This window comes from Stenotrophomonas rhizophila (genome assembly GCF_000661955.1).
Taxonomy (GTDB): domain Bacteria; phylum Pseudomonadota; class Gammaproteobacteria; order Xanthomonadales; family Xanthomonadaceae; genus Stenotrophomonas; species Stenotrophomonas rhizophila.
In genome coordinates, this window is sequence record NZ_CP007597.1 from 3,932,548 (window position 1) to 3,947,989 (window position 15,442).

Annotated in this window: 17 protein-coding genes and 1 riboswitch; of the genes, 8 read left to right on the top strand and 9 right to left on the bottom strand. The window is 68.3% G+C overall.

Features of this window, described 5'->3' with window-relative positions; translation table 11 throughout:
- Positions 1–14: 14 nt before the first annotated feature.
- The gene (gene bioD / locus DX03_RS17205) at positions 15–692 is read right to left on the bottom strand and encodes a dethiobiotin synthase (protein ID WP_038692543.1); all 678 of its coding nucleotides are present in this window, start codon (positions 690–692) and stop codon (positions 15–17) included.
- Positions 693–766: 74 nt separating this feature from the next.
- Between bioD and DX03_RS17210 the strand changes: the two genes are divergently transcribed.
- Together DX03_RS17210 and DX03_RS17215 are read left to right on the top strand one after the other, a co-directional pair.
- Positions 767–1,249: a GAF domain-containing protein gene (locus DX03_RS17210; RefSeq protein ID WP_038690679.1), complete on the top strand. Its 483-nt coding sequence runs from the start codon at positions 767–769 to the stop codon at positions 1,247–1,249.
- The gene (locus DX03_RS17215) at positions 1,246–1,620 is read left to right on the top strand and encodes a TfoX/Sxy family protein (protein WP_038690681.1); all 375 of its coding nucleotides are present in this window, start codon (positions 1,246–1,248) and stop codon (positions 1,618–1,620) included. The genes DX03_RS17210 and DX03_RS17215 overlap by 4 nt, the downstream gene beginning before the upstream one ends.
- A gap of 10 nt (positions 1,621–1,630) precedes the next feature.
- On the opposite strand, the gene DX03_RS17220 is transcribed toward DX03_RS17215, so the two are convergent.
- Entirely contained in the window at positions 1,631–2,293 is a 663-nt protein-coding gene (locus tag DX03_RS17220; RefSeq protein WP_244880140.1) for a histidine phosphatase family protein, read from the bottom strand.
- Between the two features lie 60 nt (positions 2,294–2,353).
- Positions 2,354–2,579: riboswitch (cobalamin riboswitch) on the top strand.
- A gap of 125 nt (positions 2,580–2,704) precedes the next feature.
- On the opposite strand from DX03_RS17220, the gene btuB reads away from it, so the two are divergent.
- Positions 2,705–4,546 (top strand): TonB-dependent vitamin B12 receptor, encoded by a 1,842-nt coding sequence (gene btuB, locus DX03_RS17225; protein ID WP_038690685.1) that lies wholly within the window; start codon positions 2,705–2,707, stop codon positions 4,544–4,546.
- 161 nt (positions 4,547–4,707) lie between these two features.
- Here the strand turns inward: btuB and gph are convergent, their stop codons facing one another.
- Together gph and DX03_RS17235 are read right to left on the bottom strand one after the other, a co-directional pair.
- A complete protein-coding gene (gene gph, locus DX03_RS17230) occupies positions 4,708–5,358 on the bottom strand; it encodes a phosphoglycolate phosphatase (RefSeq protein ID WP_038692545.1) in 651 nt (216 codons plus the stop codon).
- A gap of 193 nt (positions 5,359–5,551) precedes the next feature.
- Entirely contained in the window at positions 5,552–6,454 is a 903-nt protein-coding gene (locus tag DX03_RS17235; RefSeq protein WP_038690687.1) for a LysR family transcriptional regulator, read from the bottom strand.
- 97 nt (positions 6,455–6,551) lie between these two features.
- Between DX03_RS17235 and DX03_RS17240 the strand changes: the two genes are divergently transcribed.
- Together DX03_RS17240 and DX03_RS17245 are read left to right on the top strand one after the other, a co-directional pair.
- Entirely contained in the window at positions 6,552–7,190 is a 639-nt protein-coding gene (locus DX03_RS17240; protein WP_038690689.1) for an NAD(P)-dependent oxidoreductase, read from the top strand.
- Positions 7,191–7,333: 143 nt separating this feature from the next.
- Positions 7,334–8,248, top strand: a complete 915-nt coding sequence (locus tag DX03_RS17245) for an MBL fold metallo-hydrolase (protein ID WP_038690692.1) — start codon at positions 7,334–7,336, stop codon at positions 8,246–8,248.
- 426 nt (positions 8,249–8,674) lie between these two features.
- Here the strand turns inward: DX03_RS17245 and dinB are convergent, their stop codons facing one another.
- Complete coding sequence (dinB, locus tag DX03_RS17250; protein WP_038690694.1) at positions 8,675–9,757, bottom strand: DNA polymerase IV; 1,083 nt, start codon at positions 9,755–9,757, stop codon at positions 8,675–8,677.
- Between the two features lie 239 nt (positions 9,758–9,996).
- Between dinB and fabA the strand changes: the two genes are divergently transcribed.
- Together fabA and fabB are read left to right on the top strand one after the other, a co-directional pair.
- Positions 9,997–10,512: a 3-hydroxyacyl-[acyl-carrier-protein] dehydratase FabA gene (gene fabA / locus DX03_RS17255; RefSeq protein ID WP_038690696.1), complete on the top strand. Its 516-nt coding sequence runs from the start codon at positions 9,997–9,999 to the stop codon at positions 10,510–10,512.
- On the top strand, positions 10,512–11,720 hold the full coding sequence (fabB, locus tag DX03_RS17260; RefSeq protein ID WP_038690698.1) for a beta-ketoacyl-ACP synthase I: 1,209 nt from the start codon (positions 10,512–10,514) through the stop codon (positions 11,718–11,720). The genes fabA and fabB overlap by 1 nt, the downstream gene beginning before the upstream one ends.
- Positions 11,721–12,086: 366 nt before the next feature.
- Here fabB and DX03_RS17265 read toward each other — a convergent pair whose 3' ends face one another.
- Genes DX03_RS17265 through DX03_RS17275 form a run of 3 tightly spaced genes read right to left on the bottom strand, consistent with a single transcriptional unit; the run spans position 12,087 to position 14,583 of the window.
- Entirely contained in the window at positions 12,087–12,764 is a 678-nt protein-coding gene (locus DX03_RS17265; protein WP_038690700.1) for an HAD family hydrolase, read from the bottom strand.
- Positions 12,761–13,465: a pseudouridine synthase gene (locus DX03_RS17270; protein ID WP_038690702.1), complete on the bottom strand. Its 705-nt coding sequence runs from the start codon at positions 13,463–13,465 to the stop codon at positions 12,761–12,763. Before DX03_RS17270 ends, DX03_RS17265 begins: the two co-directional genes overlap by 4 nt.
- Positions 13,462–14,583 (bottom strand): class I SAM-dependent methyltransferase, encoded by a 1,122-nt coding sequence (locus DX03_RS17275; protein ID WP_038690704.1) that lies wholly within the window; start codon positions 14,581–14,583, stop codon positions 13,462–13,464. Before DX03_RS17275 ends, DX03_RS17270 begins: the two co-directional genes overlap by 4 nt.
- Before the next feature lie 155 nt (positions 14,584–14,738).
- On the opposite strand from DX03_RS17275, the gene DX03_RS17280 reads away from it, so the two are divergent.
- Complete coding sequence (locus DX03_RS17280; RefSeq protein WP_038690707.1) at positions 14,739–15,002, top strand: hypothetical protein; 264 nt, start codon at positions 14,739–14,741, stop codon at positions 15,000–15,002.
- Positions 15,003–15,123: 121 nt separating this feature from the next.
- Here the strand turns inward: DX03_RS17280 and DX03_RS17285 are convergent, their stop codons facing one another.
- Positions 15,124–15,414: a DUF3247 family protein gene (locus DX03_RS17285; RefSeq protein WP_038690708.1), complete on the bottom strand. Its 291-nt coding sequence runs from the start codon at positions 15,412–15,414 to the stop codon at positions 15,124–15,126.
- Positions 15,415–15,442 lie beyond the last annotated feature (28 nt).

Sequence of the window (15,442 nt, forward strand, 5' to 3'; positions counted from 1 at the left end):
TCCAAGCCCCGCGGTTACAGCTGCAGGCACCCGGCCAGCCCGGCCGGATCGGCCCCGGGCGCAAAGGGCAGGCGGCCCAGGCACGGCATCGCAAGGCGGTCGCGCAGCATGGTCATGTTGTCGTCGATGCGCGCCATCTGCGGGTCGACCTCGTTGCCGATCCAGCCGATGCAGGTGGCCCCGCTGGCCGCGATCGCCGCCGCGGTGAGGCGCGCATGGTTCAGGCAACCCAGCCGCAGGCCCACCACCATCACCACCGGCAGCTGCAGCGCGTGTACCAGGTGGGCCTGGTCCAGCGTGGCCGACAGCGGTGCCAGCCAGCCGCCCACGCCCTCCACCACCACCGTGTCGGCCTGTGCGCGCAGCCGCCCGAAGGCCGCCTCGATCGGGCCCAGCGCCAGCTGCACGCCGGCGTCGGCGGCGGCCAGCTCGGGCGCCAGCGGCAGGGGCAGCGCGTACGGGTTGAGGTCGGCGTAGGCCGGCACCGGCTGGCTGGCGGCCAGCAGCGCGGTGGCGTCCTCGTTGCGCCACCCGTGCGCGGTGCGCTCGCAGCCGCTGGCCACCGGCTTCATCCCCACCGCCGTGCCACCACGCTGGCGCAGCGCGTGCAGCAGCACACAGCTGCTGAAGGTCTTGCCGATACCGGTGTCGGTACCGGTGACATACAGGGCGGGAAGCGGGGAGGCGGTCATCACGGCCGGGATCGGGAAGGAGCGGTGCATTATCGACGGTCCCGGCGCGGCCTGCTGCTTGCTAGACTCCGGGCATGTTCGATACTTCCACGCTCACCGGCAGCAAGCCGGAACAGTACGGCCAGCTGCTGGCCCAGGCCCGCGCACTGGTACACGGCGAGCGCGACCGCATCGCCAATGCGGCCAACCTGTCGGCCCTGGTCTACCACGCCCTGCCGCACCTGAACTGGGTGGGCTTCTACTTCTTCGACGGCACCGAGCTGGTGGTCGGCCCGTTCCAGGGGCTGCCGGCCTGCGTGCGCATCCCGCTGGACAAGGGCGTGTGCGGCGCGGCGGCCAGCCAGCGCGTGACCCAGCGCATTGAAGACGTGGATGCCTTCCCCGGCCACATCGCCTGTGATTCGGCGTCGCGCTCGGAACTGGTGGTGCCACTGGTCCACGGCGATACCCTGATCGGCGTGTTCGACCTGGACAGCCCCTCGCTGGCGCGTTTCGACGCCGACGATCAGGCCGGCCTGGAGGCGATCGCCGCGGTGTTCGTCGAGGCCCTGGGATGAGCACCAAGCTGCGCAACATCGGTCCCAAGAGCGCAGCCTGGCTGCGCCAGGTCGGGTTGCGCACGCCCGAGGAGCTGATCGCGATCGGCGCGGTCGGCGCGTTCGTGAAGGTGCGCCGCGCCGGCTTCAAGCCCAGCCTCAACCTGCTCTACTCGCTGGAAGGCGCGCTGCAGGACTGCCATTGGCAGGAACTGCCCGAAGCACGCCGCACCGAACTGGTGGCCGAGTACGAGGCCATCATTGCCGACAAGCCCCTGAAAAAGGCACCGCCGGCGTCCGGCCCGGTCTACGACCGCACCGCCGAACGTCGCGATGATGAAGCCGACACCGACGACGTGCCGCCGTTCGAACCGGACGACGAGACGTCGTAACGCCGCGCGATCAAGGCTGCTGCAGTTCCAGCAGTTCGCCCCACAGGCGGTCGTCCTCGCGCTCCACGCGCAGCTGCAGGCGGGTGCCGTGGTCGATGCGCAATGCCCAGCACATCGCCATCGGCAGGCCACACACCTGCGACAGCACCATCCGCAACGGGCCGCCATGGCTGACGATCAGGGTGGGCAGCGGGTCGGGGTCATCCAGCAACCGGTGCAGGCCACGGGCAATGCGGCGCTCGAAGTGGCCCCAGCTTTCGCCGTGCGGCGGCGGGTTGGCGTGCGGGTCCAGGTGGAACGCCGACAGCTCCTGCATCGGCAGCTCATGCAGCGCCTGCCCATCCCAGTCGCCGAAGTCGAGTTCGGCCCACTCCTCGTCGGCCACCACTTCCACCCCGTGCGGCAACGCGAGCGCATCGGCAGTGGCCAGCGCACGCTGGCGGGGCGAGCTCACCACGCGTTGCCAGGGCAGCCCCGCATAGCGTGCGCACAGGGCGTCGGTACTGCCGTCTTCCAGCACGGGGTCGGTGCGCCCGTCCAGGTGGCCGTCACGGCCGGTGCTGGCGTGGCGGATCAGGTCCAGGATCACGCCGCTGCCTGCGCGGTGGATGGAGCGGAACGGTGCTGCAACCTCGAAGGGGTCATGGGCATCACATCGTGGAACGAGGGGCATTCTAACCGCTCGCTCCGTGCCACCCCGCCGCGCCGGCTGCCGCAGCCAGGCCTTTGCTCTACACTGCGCGCACTTCCAGGTGACCTGCGGCGCATGCCGGCAGGTTGAAACGGGAAGCCGGTGACGCAGCAGACCCTTGCCTGCCACTCCGGCGCTGCCCCCGCAACGGTAAGCGTGGAAACACCCGGCATTACGCCACTGTGCTTGCGCATGGGAAGGCGCCGGGTGCGATGGCCCTGGCCATCGGCCCGCAAGCCCGGAGACCGGCCTGGAAGACGACTGGTTGCGATGCGGCGGGCATGGCGGCGGCAAGCGGCGCCGTGCGCGTGTCCGCCCACCGTCGATCCATCCCTGCAGCGCGATCATCCCCACCCCTTGCCGCGCGGGCGTGCGCGGTGCATGGAGTCATCGATGAAGCTGCAGATCCAAGTCCTTTCCCTGGCCGTGCTGTCGGCCCTGCCCCTGCTGGCGTCGGCCCAGGACGAGGCGACCGCGCTGGACCAGGTCCTGGTCACCGCCACCCGCACCCCGATCGCCCTGCAGGACAGCATCTCCCCGGCGCAGGTGATCGACCGCGCCGAGATCGAGCGCAGCCAGGCGCCGTCGCTGCAGGACCTGCTGCGTGGCCGCGCCGGCATCAACCTCAACAACAGTGGCGGGCTGGGCAAGCAGAGCTCGCTGTTCCTGCGCGGCACCAACTCGGCCCACACCCTGGTGCTGGTGGACGGCGTGCGCATCAACACCGGCGACCTGGGCCTGGCCATGATCCAGGACCTGCCGCTGGCGCAGATCGAGCGCATTGAAATCGTGCGCGGGCCGCAGTCCAGCCTGTACGGTGCCGACGCGATCGGCGGGGTGATCCAGATCTTCACCCGCCGCAACGCCGGCACCTTCGCCCCGCACTTCCAGGTGGGTGGCGGCAGCAACGGCCTGCGCGAAGCCAGCGGCGGCTTCGGCGGCAGCGGCGCGCGTGGCTGGTTCGGCACCGACATCGCCTACCAGCACACCGACGGTATCAACTCGTGCCGCGGCGATGCCGCGACCTTCGCCGGCTGCGGTGCCGATGAGCCCGACCGCGACGGCTACCGCAACCTGTCGATGAGCCTGCGCGGCGGTTACGCGCTGACCGATGCGCTGAGCGTGGAAGGGACCGCGCTGCGCGCCGAAGGCGAGAACCACTACGACGGTTACTACAACTATTCGGAAACGCTGCAGCAGGTGCTGGGCGGCAAGGTGCGTTACACCCCCAGCGAGCGCTTCACCCTGACCGCCAACGTCGGGCGTGCCGACAACGAATCGGACAACTACAACGGCAGCACCTGGCTGGGTGCGGCGCAGACCCACCGCAACAGCGCCTCGGTGCAGGCCGACGTGGGCATCGCCGAGGGCCAGCTGCTCAGCGCCGGCGTGGACTGGAGCCAGGACAACCTGGACGGCAGCAGCGCTGGCTACCTGGTCGACAGCCGCGACAATACCGGCGTGTTCGTGCAGTACCAGGGCCGCTTCGGCGCGCACCACCTGCAGGCCAGCGTGCGCAACGACGACAACGAGCAGTTCGGCAACCACACCACCGGCAGCCTGGGCTGGGGCCTGGAGCTGGGCAGCGGGTTCCGCCTCAACGCCAGCTACGGCACCGCGTTCAAGGCCCCGACCTTCAGCGATCTGTACGACCCGTGGAGCGGCGTGCCGGGCCTGGACCCGGAAAAGTCGAAGAGTGCCAACGTCGGCATCGCCCAGCAGGGCGACGGCTGGCGCTGGGGCCTGGACGTGTACGAAACCCGCATCGACGACCTGATCACCTACGACGCCACCACCTTCATGATGTCGCAGGTGGAGAAGGCGCGCATCCGCGGTGCCGAGTTGACCGGTGGCATCACCCTGGCCGGGTTCGACGTGAACGCCCAGCTCAGCCACACCGATCCACGCAACCGCACCAACGGCAGCGCGCAGTTCGACAACTGGCTGGCCCGCCGCTCGCAGAATACCGCGCGCCTGGACATTGACCGCAGCTTCGGTGGCTTCCGCGCCGGCGTGACCGCCAACGGTGCCGGCAAGCGCTACGACAACGCCGCCAACACCGTGCGCCTGGCCGGTTACGGCACGCTCGACCTGCGCCTGGAATACGCACTGAGCCGCGACTGGTCGGTGCTCGGCCGGGTCAGCAATGTGTTCGACCGCGATTACGAAACGGTGGCCTGGTACAACCAGCCCGGCCGCGAGTACCGCCTGAGCGTGCGCTACCAGCCGAAATAAGGGATCTGGACGGCGGCACTGCCGCCGTCCCACCCTCGGTAGGTGCCGACCGTTGGTCGGCACAATCATTGAACCTGGGTAGGTGCCGACCGTTGGTCGGCACACCTGATTGCCCTGGTAGGTGCCGACCGTTGGTCGGCACACGTGTCAACCGCCGCCGGTTACAGCACCAGCAATTCCCGCAGATCATCCACCACGGCCACCGCCTCGACGTTGTCCAGATCCAGCCCGCGCGGATATCCATAGCGCACCAGCGCCACCGGCATGCCTGCATCCACCGCCGCGCGGTAATCGGTGATCGAATCGCCCACCATCAAGGCGGCCTCGACGGCCACCTCGAACTGAGCGGCGATATGCCGCAACGGCGCACCACTGGGCTTGCGTTCCGGCAGCGAATCGCCGCCCAGCACCAGCGCAAACTGATCCTGCAGCCCGAAGTGCTGCAGCAACGGCGCCACCAGCGCGGACGGTTTGTTCGTGCAGATCGCCAGCGTCACCGCGCGTTCCCGCAACGCAGCCAACGTTTCGGCCACACCATCGAACAGGCGCGGACTGCGCAACAGGCAGGCCTCGTAGTGCCGCATGAAACCGGGCATGACCGTGTCCAGATCGATATCACTGCCGGCCGCGGTGAATGCCTGTTCGACAAGCCGGCGCACGCCATCGCCGATCCAGGTCAGTACCGTGGCCTCCGCCACGCGGGGCAACTGCCAGTCCTGTAGCGTGCGGTTCAACGCTTCGGCAATATCGGCCGCGCTGTCCACCAGCGTGCCATCCAGATCGAACACCACCAACGGATACGGATACGACAAGGCAATGCTCACTTCCACAGCACAGGGAAGCGCCATTGTACGGAGGTGCGTGTGTGATACCGATGCACGCCCCGGTAGAGCCGACCGTTGGTCGGCTGCACGCGCCCGCTGCGGTTGCGGTTGCGCGGCGTGCTGATGCGCGGTTGCCGGATCAAGTGCAGCCGACCAACGGTCGGCTCTACCGGGGCCGCGTTTACAGCTGCGCCAGGAATTCCGGGCTGGCAAAGCGTTCCACCAGGAAATCCAGGAAGCTGCGCATGATCGTCGGCAGCTGCCGGCGGGAGGCATACACCGCGTGGATGCCCAGCCCTTCCACCTGGTAATCGGGCAGCACTTCAATCAATTCGCCACTGTGCAGCAACGGGGCGATCTGGTAGGTGGGCAGCATCGCGATACCCGCGCCGGCGCGCACCGCTTCCAGCAGCAGCGATGCTTCGTTGGCGCTGATGTTGCCGCCCACTGCCACCGCGATCGCGCGGCCATCGCGCTGCAGGTGCCACACGCTCTTGCCCACGTAATGGTGGGTCAGGCAGTTGTGCGCGGCCAGCGCGTCGGCCGTGGTTGGCGCACCGCGTTCGGCCAGGTACGACGGCGCCGCGCACAGCACCGAGCGGCACGGTGCCAACCGCCGTGCGATCAGCGCCGGGTCGATCGCGCGCGAAATGCGCACCGCGATATCCACGCGCTCTTCCACCAGGTTGACCACCCGGTCCACCAGCAGCAGTTCCACCCGCGTCAGCGGATACCGCTTGACGAAGTCGGCCACCGCGGCGGCCAAGTGGATCTGCCCGAACGACACGCTTGCCGTGACCCGGATCAACCCGTGCGGCTCGGGGTTGTCGGTGGCCAGTTCGCCGTGCAGCTCATCGCCGATCGCCAGCATCTGCCGGAACCGCAGCAGCGCCGCCTCGCCCGGGCCGGTCAGGCTGATCCGGCGCGTGGTCCGGTGCAGCAACCGCGCGCCCAGCCAGCGCTCCACCTCGGCCAGGTAGCGGGTCACCATCGCCCGCGACATGTCCAACGCGTCGGCTGCCGCGGTCAGGCTGCCGCGCTCGACCACCTCCACGAACACGTTCATCGCCGTCATGCGGTCCATTTGATCGATCCGTGCAACAAATTAGCCCGTTATACGCGGTTTTTCGTTCGATTCCAGACGCATACGCTGGCCTTCCTTCCTCAACGGACCTGCCCCCATGAAAATCGCCCTCGTTGGTGCCACCGGCAACATCGGCCGTGAAATCGCCCGCCAGGCTCTCGCCCGCGGCCACCAGGTCACCGCCATCGTGCGCCGTGAAACCGACCTGCCGGCCGAACTGGACGGCGCCCAGCTGGCCGTCGCCGCGCTGGACGACACCGACGCCCTGGCTGCGGTGATCGCCGGCCACGACGTGCTGGCCAGCGCCTTCGGCCCGCGCCCGGGTGATGCCCCCAGCACCGTGACCACCACCAGCGCCGCGCTGGTCAAGGCCGCGCGCCAGGCCGGCGTGCCCCGCTTCATCATGGTCGGCGGCGCCGGCAGCCTGGAAGTCGCCCCCGGCGTGCAGCTGGTGGATACCGAAGGCTTCCCGGATGCCTACAAGCCGGTCGCCCTGGCCGCGCGCGACACCCTCAAGCAGCTGCAGGCCGTCGACGACCTGGACTGGACCTTCTACTCGCCCGCCGCCGAGATCGGCCCCGGCCCGCAGCGCGGTGGCTTCCGCACCCAGGCGACGAATTTCCTGGTCGGCGATGACGGCCACAGCCGGATCAGCTACCCCGACTACGCCGACGCCTTCGTCAGCGAGATTGAAACGCCGCAGTACGTGCGGCAGATCGCCACGGTTGCGTATTGACCGAGCCGCCGATCTGGAGCAGCCGACCAACGGTCGGCTCTACCGGTCCCGGTGTCATGTCGGGGCCGTCTGGTCCCGGTGTCATGTCGGGGCCGTCTGGCCCCGGTGTCATGCCGGGGCCGTTCTGCACAGGAATTCTTGATATGCCGACCTTCTCCCGCACCACCTTGGCCCTGGCGTTGACGCTCGGTACCGCGCTCGGCGTGACCGCACCGGCCATCAGCCACGCCGCCGCGGCCACCGCCGATGCCCACGCGCTGCAGGTGCAGCCATACCACCCCGGCGACACCGCCCTGTTCTCCGTAGCCTCCACCCTGATCACCGGCCAGCACGACGCGATCCTCGTCGACGCCCAGTTCGCCGCGTCCGACGCCGCCCAGCTGGTGCAGCGCATCCGTGCGTCCGGCAAGCAGCTGACCACCATCTACATCAGCCACGGCGACCCCGACTACTACTTCGGCCTGGCCACCCTGCAGGACGCCTTCCCCCACGCCCGCATCGTCGCCACCGCCCAAACCGTCGCCCACATCACCGCCACCCAGGCCGGCAAACTGGCCTACTGGGGCCCGCAGATGGGCGCCGACAAACCCAGCCGCATCGTCGTCCCCGACGTCCTCCAGGGCGACACCCTCACCCTCGAGGGCCAGCCGATGACCCTCATCGGCCTGCACGGCCCCACCCCCGACCGCACCGTGCTCTGGATCCCCAGCCTGCGCACCCTCGTCGGCGGCATCCCGGTGGTCGCCGGCGAACACGTCTGGATGGCCGACACCCAAAGCCCCCAATCGCACACCGACTGGCTGACCACCCTGACCACCCTCGCGGCCCTCAAGCCCGCCCACGTCATCCCCGGCCACTACGCCCGCGGTGCCGCACTCGACGCCACCGCCCTCACCTTCACCGCCGATTACATCCGCGCCTTTGATGAAGAAACCGCACGCAGCAAGAATGCGGACGCCTTGATTGCCGCAATGAAAAAACGTTACCCGACCCTGCAGGGTGTGGGTTCGTTGGAGATCAGTGCGAAGGTCGCGAAGGGGGAAATGCAGTGGCCGTGATGGTGTGACATGCGACAGAGAAAAGCGATGTAACGCATCAAAGAAAATGCGCAACGTTGTTCAGTGTCATGCCACGACAGAACGTTGAGAGAGTATCGGCAGTCGATTGGGATGCGACCCTACCGAGCAGAAATTTCCAAGCACGATAAGCATGACGTGCACGATAAGCGTCGCGCGTTGCGCAGATGACGCCGTTGCCCGCCCCAACGCGCCGACCGAGTATCAGGGGGTGGTGCGGGTGGGTTGGCGGGACCGTTGGGCGCCATGGATGGCGCTCACGAGCCCCCAAGGATGGGTTTACGGCGTGTCCCGCCAACCCACCCGCGCCACCCAGACCCTCATCAGGCACGCACCAACGCACTGGCTCTCAGCTGTTCGCTGTTCGCTGTTCGCCTTCAGCTTCTAGCTGTTCGCCACAAGCGAAAATCACTCGCCATCCAGATGATCAAACAGCCCAGGCTGGCTCACCGCCTCGCGCTCGCGGAACCCGCCCAACCCCACCCCCACCAACCGATACCGCGTCTCTGCCGGCAGATCCACCCGCGCCCGCAACGCCAGCGCGATATCGCGCAACTCCTCACCCGATTCCGGCGGCGACTCCGGCGTAAAACTCCGCGTAATGATCCGGAACTGCGACGTCTTCAACTTCAGCACCACCGTGTGCCCCACCCGCTCCGTCTTCCGCGTCGCCCGCCACGTCTTCCCCGCCAACTCCACGATCGCCGCCTCCAGCGCCTCCAACGGCAGATCCTCCGCGAACGTATCTTCCGACGAAATCGACTGCACCGGCTGGTCCGGCTCCACCGCCCGCTCATCGATCCCCCGCGCCCGATTGAACAACCGCGCACCAAACGTCCCGAACCGCCCCTCCAACACCTCCAGCGGCAATGACCGCAGATCGCCCACCGTCACGATCCCCAACTCTGCCAGCTTCCCCGCCATCACCTTCCCCACCCCCGGCACCCGGTTCACCGGCAGCGGCGTCAGAAACTGCTCCACCCGATGCGGCGGCACCACGAACTGACCGTCCGGCTTGCGCCAGTCCGATGCGATTTTCGCCAGAAACTTGTTCGGCGCGATCCCCGCCGACGCCGTCAACGACGTCTCCTCACGGATCTCCCCCCGGATGATCGCCGCGATCTCCGTCGCCACCGTCATCCCCCCCTTGTGCACCGTCACATCCAGATACGCCTCATCCAACGACAACGGCTCCACCAGATCCGTATGCCGCAGGAAAATCTCCCGCACCTGCCGCGACACCGCCTTGTAGCGCACAAAGTCCGGCGGCACGAACACCGCGTCCGGACACAACCGCTCCGCACGCAGCGCCGGCATCGCCGACCGGATCCCGAACACCCGCGCCTCGTACGACGCCGCGCACACCACCGAACGTGCCCCCTTCCACGCCACCACCACCGGCTTGCCGCGCAGCGACGGATCGTCGCGCTGCTCCACCGACGCGTAGAACGCGTCCATGTCCACATGGATGATTTTGCGCAGAACAGACACGGCGGGAAGACTCGGACCTGGAAGCAGATGCGTAGATGAACAAGATTACAGCCACACGCCTGAGTATGGTCTTTTCATAACAACAACATGCGTTTTTCAAGCTGAAAACACTACGCCGGCGTACGGTTAAAACGTTTGATTGAATCACTTTTCCTCTGCACTCTTGCGCACTTGGTTCCAGCAACACAGCCTGCCCATGGCCGGCTTTACCCGATGGCTTCTTCAGGATTGCGCTTTCCATGACTCGTCTCCACGCGTTCTCGCGCGAACAACTGCTGGCCAGCGCCCGCGGTGAACTGTTCGGCCCGGGCAGCGGTCGCCTGCCCAACGATCCGATGCTGATGTTCGATCGCATCACCGACATCCGCGACGACGGCGGCCCCCACGGCAAGGGACTGGTACGCGCCGAACTGGATATCCGCCCGGACCTGTGGTTCTTCGGCTGCCACTTCATCGGCGACCCCGTCATGCCCGGCTGCCTCGGCCTGGATGCCATGTGGCAGCTCACCGGCTTCTACCTCACCTGGCTGGGCGCGCCCGGCCGTGGCCGCGCCCTGGGCTGCGGTGAAGTGAAGTTCACCGGCCAGGTACTGCCGGAGGCCAAGCTGGTGAGCTACGAAATCGACATTACCCGCGTCATCAACCGCAAGCTGGTGATGGCCCAGGCCGACGCCCGCATGCTGGTGGACGGCCGTGAAATCTACTCCGCCAAAGACCTCCGCGTAGGTCTGTTCACTTCCACCGAGAACTTCTGATGCGTCGCGTCGTCATTACCGGAATGGGCATCACCTCGTGCCTGGGCAACGATCTGGACACGGTCTCCAGCGCACTGCGTGAAGGCCGCGCTGGCATCCGCCACCTGCCCGACCATGCCGAAGCCGGCCTGCGCAGCCACGTCGGTGGCAACATCGAACTGGACCTGGACGCGCAGATCGACCGCAAGGTCAAGCGCTTCATGAGCGATGCCTCGGCGTACGCCTACATCGCCATGCGCGATGCGATCGCTGATGCCGGCCTGGACGAGGCGCAGGTCGCCAATCCGCGTACCGGCCTGATCGCCGGCTCCGGCGGCGGCTCCAGCCAGTGGCAGGTCGAATCGGCCGACATCCTGCGCGCCCGTGGCGTGCGCAAGGTGGGCCCGTACATGGTGCCGCGCACGATGTGCTCCACCGTGTCGGCCTGCCTGGCCACCGCCTTCCAGATCAAGGGCCTGAGCTACTCGCTGTCCGCGGCCTGCGCCACCTCGGCGCACTGCATCGGCGCGGCGGCCGACCTGATCCGCCATGGCGCACAGGACGTGATGTTCGCCGGCGGCGGTGAAGACCTGCACTGGTCGATGAGCGTCATGTTCGACGCCATGGGCGCGCTGTCCACCCGCTTCAACGACACCCCGGCCAGCGCCTCGCGCCCGTACGACAAGGACCGCGACGGCTTCGTCATCGCCGGTGGCGGCGGCATGCTGGTGCTGGAAGATTACGACCACGCCGTGGCACGTGGCGCGCGCATCTATGCCGAACTGGTGGGCTACGGCGTCACCTCCGACGGTGCCGACATGGTCGCCCCGTCCGGTGAAGGCGCGGTGCGCTGCATGAACATGGCCATGGCCAACCTGAGTGGTCCGATCGACTACCTCAACACGCACGGCACCTCCACCCCGCTGGGCGATGTGACCGAGCTGAAGGCCGTGCGCGAAGTGTTCGGCCAGGACGTGCCGCCGCTGTCGTCGACCAAGGCGCTGTCGGGCCATTCGCTGGGCGCAGCCAGCGTGCACGAAGCGATCTACTGCCTGCTGATGATGCGCGACGGCTTCATCGCCGGCTCGGCCAACATCGGCGAGCTGGACCCGCTGGTGGAAGGCTTCCCGATCGTGCGCGAAAGCCAGGATGCGCAGTTGAACACGGTGATGTCCAACAGCTTCGGCTTCGGCGGCACCAACGCAGCGCTGGTGTTCGGCCGGGTGTGATGCCTGGTTGATGCAGTGACAGAAAAACCCGGCCAGCGCGCCGGGTTTTTTTGTGCCCCGATGGGGGCGGTGAGTGTTGGTGGGGAGACGGAGCTGCTGGCAGCCAGGTGATGCGGTCTTCGGCGGCGGTCATGCGTTCGTCGCGCCGGTCAGCGGTGTCGGCGGTCGTTTGGGAACCGACCCTACCGGGGTTCACGTGCAGTATCCCCAACAAGGCAGATGCGGCGCGCCACCAACGTCGTCGACCAACGCGCTGGCGGACCATCGCTGGTAGGGTCGCTCCCCAGACGACCGCACGTTCCGCGCCCCGGCCGATGGTGGGCAGGACCCTGGCCGGAGACGCTGCTCGCCGGTTGGAACCCCGATCTACTGCAGATGCGGCAGCAGCAGGGTGTGCGCGTCTGCCAGCGAGTCGACGATGCGGTGGCCCAGGGCGCGCAGGTCGTCGTCGGGGTGCACCAGGTCGGGTACCTGGATTGCGGTCATGCCCGCGCCCACCGCGGCACGAATGCCGGCCGGCGAGTCTTCCAGTGCCAGGCAGCGCGCCGGGTCCTTGCCCAGCTTCTGCGCGGCCAGCAGGTAGATGTCCGGGGCCGGCTTGGGGTGGGCCACGTCGCTGCTGGTCACCACCACCTCGAAGAACGGCAGCAGGCCGGCCGCGGCCAGCTTGCGCGACGCGCGGGGCTGGCGGGTCGAGGTGGCCACCGCGCGCGCGATGCCGTGGTCGTGCAGCAGCTGCAGCAGGTCCAGGATGCCCGGACGCAACGGCAGGCCTTCCTGCGTGCGCGCTTCGTACAGGTCATGGCAGCGCGCGAACAACGCCGCCACCTGCCCTGCATCGATGTGCTGCAGCAACAGGCGCTCGCAGTCGCGGTCGCCCAGGCCGACGAAGCGCAGCCAGAAGTCATCGGCGAGCGGCAGCGCCAGCTCGTGCGCCGCCTGCGTCCAGCAGGCGATCGACACCCGCTCGCTGTCGATCATCAGGCCGTCCATGTCGAAGATGACGGCGTCCGGCAGGAACGGCAACGCGGCAATCGCGGTCATGGCACGTTGAAGAGCGTTTCAAGATCGGCGGCATCCAGGATGCGCCACTGCCCTTCGCCGAGGTCGCCCAGGGTCAGCCCGCCGATGCGGCTGCGGTGCAGCGCCGCGACGTGGTTGCCCACCGCCGCGAACATGCGCCGCGCCTGGTGGTAACGGCCTTCGTGCAGCACCAGCTGCGCCTGGCGCGGCGACTGCACGTGCAGTTCGGCCGGCAGCAGCGGCTTGTCATCCGATTCCAGCAGCAGCGTGCCGCTGGCAAAACGCGCGGTTTCGTCGCCACGCAGGTCTTCGGCCAGGGTGACCTCATAGGCCTTGTCCAGGCGCGACTTGGGCGAGACGATGCGGTGCAGCAGCGCGCCGTCGTCGGTCATCAGCAGCATGCCGCTGGTGTCACGATCCAGCCGGCCCACCGACGACAACAGCGGCGAACGTTCGCGGAAACGCGGCGGCAGCAGGTCGTAGATCAAGCGGCCCTTGTCCTTGGTCGAACAGGTGTAGTCGCGCGGCTTGTGCAGCATCAGGGTCAGGCCCTGCGGCGGGTCCAGCGGTTCGCCCTCGACCCGGATCGCCTCGTGCGCGACCACGTCATCGGTGTACAGCACCTCGCCGTCGGCATCGGTGACCAGGCCGTCGCGGAACATCCCCTGCACCTGCTTGCGGCTGCCATAGCCCAGGTTGGCCAGAAGCTTGACCAGCTTCACGCGCGGCCTCCGCGGCCCCACGACGGCTCACGTTCCCGCGGCCCCCGGACCGGCGTGGCGGTCTTGCTGGCCTTGGTGGCCTGGATCAGCTTGAAGCCGTCGCGCTCGGCGGCCACGCGGACCTGGCCGAAGCTTTCGTTGAGGATCTGCTCGTACGGCAGGTGGCGGTTGGCCACCAGCCACATGCGCCCGCCCGGGCGCAGCGCCTGCGCGGCCACGGCGATGAAGCGCTGGCCGATGTCGGGGCGGTCGGCACGCGAGGGGGTGTGGAACGGCGGGTTGGTCACGATGAAGTCGTACTGCGCCTCGATCCCGGCGGTCACGTCCTGCCAGTGATAGGTCAGCGCGGCCGGCGCGCCGAGCGCGTCCAGGTTGGTGCGGGCCAGCGCCAGCGCGCGGCCTTCGGCCTCATACAGGTCCAGCCCGGTCACGCCGGGGCAACGGGCCAGCACTTCGGCGGACAGGTAACCAAAACCGGCGCCCAGGTCGGCACCGCGCCCGGCCAGGTCGGCCGGCAGCTGCTCCACCAGCAGCGCCGAGGCCGGGTCGATGCGGTCCCAGGCGAAGATGCCCGGGCGGCTCTGGAAGCGGCCGCCCAGAATCGCGCGGGGCGCGTCGAGGGTGGCCCAGCGCTTGGCCAGCGCGGCGTCGTGCTGGCCATCGAGCGGCGCGGTCCAGTAGGCGCGGCAGTGGTTCTTGGTGAGCTTGCCGCCCAGGCCGGTCAGCTGCTGCAGGTCGCCTTCGCCGGAGCGGGCGCCTTCGTTGTTGTGCTGGCAGGCCACCACCACCCCGCCCGGGGCGGCCAGCGCCACGGCGCGGGCAAACAGCGCCTTGGCTTCCTCACGCTGGCGCGGCGGCAGCACCAGCACCACTGCGTAGCGGGTGCTGTCGTCGGCCAGCTGCTGCTCGTCGCGGACGGTCCAGCCGCTGGCTTCCAGCGCATCGGCGAACGGCCGGAAGCTCTGCTCGCAGACCAGCTGGGTCGGCTGGGCGTGCTCACGCAGGGGCCAGCCGTCGCGGGCGCGCAGGAACAGCACCGGGCCGGCGGGCCAGGACAGCACGCCACTGGCGAACGGCAGGAACAGGGTTTCCAGGGGAGCGTCGTGCTGGGCAGCCATCGAGAGGGGGCACATCTTGAAAAGAGACCGCCATTCTACCGGTTCGCCCGGATCGCCTCCGCCCGGGCCCGATTTGCGTTTATTCAACGCCATGTTGATGCCCCGGCAACATCCAAACCGTCAGGGTGGAGGCTCATTTGCGATGGAGATGGCTCATGCGTGCATTGTTTGTCGGTGGCGTGGTCGACAACAGCGAGATGGACATCGAGGGCGCCCAGCCCCCGGTGCACTACCCCCAGGACACCGGCGGCGGTCACTCACGCTACCGCCTGCACCAGGTCGGCAAGCAGGCCGACGGCACGGTGGCGTACGCGGTGTATGGCGCGCCGGACATGGCCGACGACGAGGTCTCGCGGGTGGCCGACGAACGCGCGTATGCACGGCGTTTCGAGGCCGAGCCCGAGGTGTTCGTGCACTGATGCGGGGATAAGCGCAGGCGCTGCCGCTTCGTGCCGGCCCTGCGCTTTTACGTCGCCGTGCGGGCGCTGACGCGCATGGCGACTGGTTCAGCCCAATCACGCCGGTCTGCCCGGCGCGGGGTTACTCGACCGGGGGCAGCTGGCGGATGCTGGCGATCCGGTCGAGCCACACCAGGTGCTGCTGCACCGGGCTATCCAGGTCGTCGAGCCGCAGCTGGCCATTGCTGCCTTCGTTCTCGTCGGCATCGCGGTACTGCTGCAGGGTGGGCTGCACCGCGACGGTGCCCAGCAGGCGGGTGCCGTCGTCCAGGGTGATCTCGACGTGGGTCTGGCCGCGCAGCTGCGGCAGCAGGGCTTCCAGCGCCGCGATCCGGGCCGGATCGGTATGGATGGTCGGGGCGTAACGGGACATGGGGACTCCTGTGGGGTACGTGTGCGGG

What these genes read in the sequence shown, in the direction of transcription:
- DX03_RS17215 (WP_038690681.1), top strand. Translation starts at nt 1,246, where the DNA reads ATGAGCACCAAGCTGCGCAACATCGGTCCCAAGAGCGCAGCCTGGCTG.
- DX03_RS17265 (WP_038690700.1), bottom strand. Translation starts at nt 12,764, where the DNA reads ATGACCGCGATTGCCGCGTTGCCGTTCCTGCCGGACGCCGTCATCTTC.
- fabB (WP_038690698.1), top strand. Translation starts at nt 10,512, where the DNA reads ATGCGTCGCGTCGTCATTACCGGAATGGGCATCACCTCGTGCCTGGGC.
- DX03_RS17280 (WP_038690707.1), top strand. Translation starts at nt 14,739, where the DNA reads ATGCGTGCATTGTTTGTCGGTGGCGTGGTCGACAACAGCGAGATGGAC.
- DX03_RS17210 (WP_038690679.1), top strand. Translation starts at nt 767, where the DNA reads ATGTTCGATACTTCCACGCTCACCGGCAGCAAGCCGGAACAGTACGGC.
- DX03_RS17275 (WP_038690704.1), bottom strand. Translation starts at nt 14,583, where the DNA reads ATGGCTGCCCAGCACGACGCTCCCCTGGAAACCCTGTTCCTGCCGTTC.
- DX03_RS17220 (WP_244880140.1), bottom strand. Translation starts at nt 2,293, where the DNA reads ATGCCCCTCGTTCCACGATGTGATGCCCATGACCCCTTCGAGGTTGCA.
- DX03_RS17245 (WP_038690692.1), top strand. Translation starts at nt 7,334, where the DNA reads ATGCCGACCTTCTCCCGCACCACCTTGGCCCTGGCGTTGACGCTCGGT.
- DX03_RS17285 (WP_038690708.1), bottom strand. Translation starts at nt 15,414, where the DNA reads ATGTCCCGTTACGCCCCGACCATCCATACCGATCCGGCCCGGATCGCG.
- fabA (WP_038690696.1), top strand. Translation starts at nt 9,997, where the DNA reads ATGACTCGTCTCCACGCGTTCTCGCGCGAACAACTGCTGGCCAGCGCC.
- btuB (WP_038690685.1), top strand. Translation starts at nt 2,705, where the DNA reads ATGAAGCTGCAGATCCAAGTCCTTTCCCTGGCCGTGCTGTCGGCCCTG.
- DX03_RS17235 (WP_038690687.1), bottom strand. Translation starts at nt 6,454, where the DNA reads ATGGACCGCATGACGGCGATGAACGTGTTCGTGGAGGTGGTCGAGCGC.
- DX03_RS17240 (WP_038690689.1), top strand. Translation starts at nt 6,552, where the DNA reads ATGAAAATCGCCCTCGTTGGTGCCACCGGCAACATCGGCCGTGAAATC.
- bioD (WP_038692543.1), bottom strand. Translation starts at nt 692, where the DNA reads ATGACCGCCTCCCCGCTTCCCGCCCTGTATGTCACCGGTACCGACACC.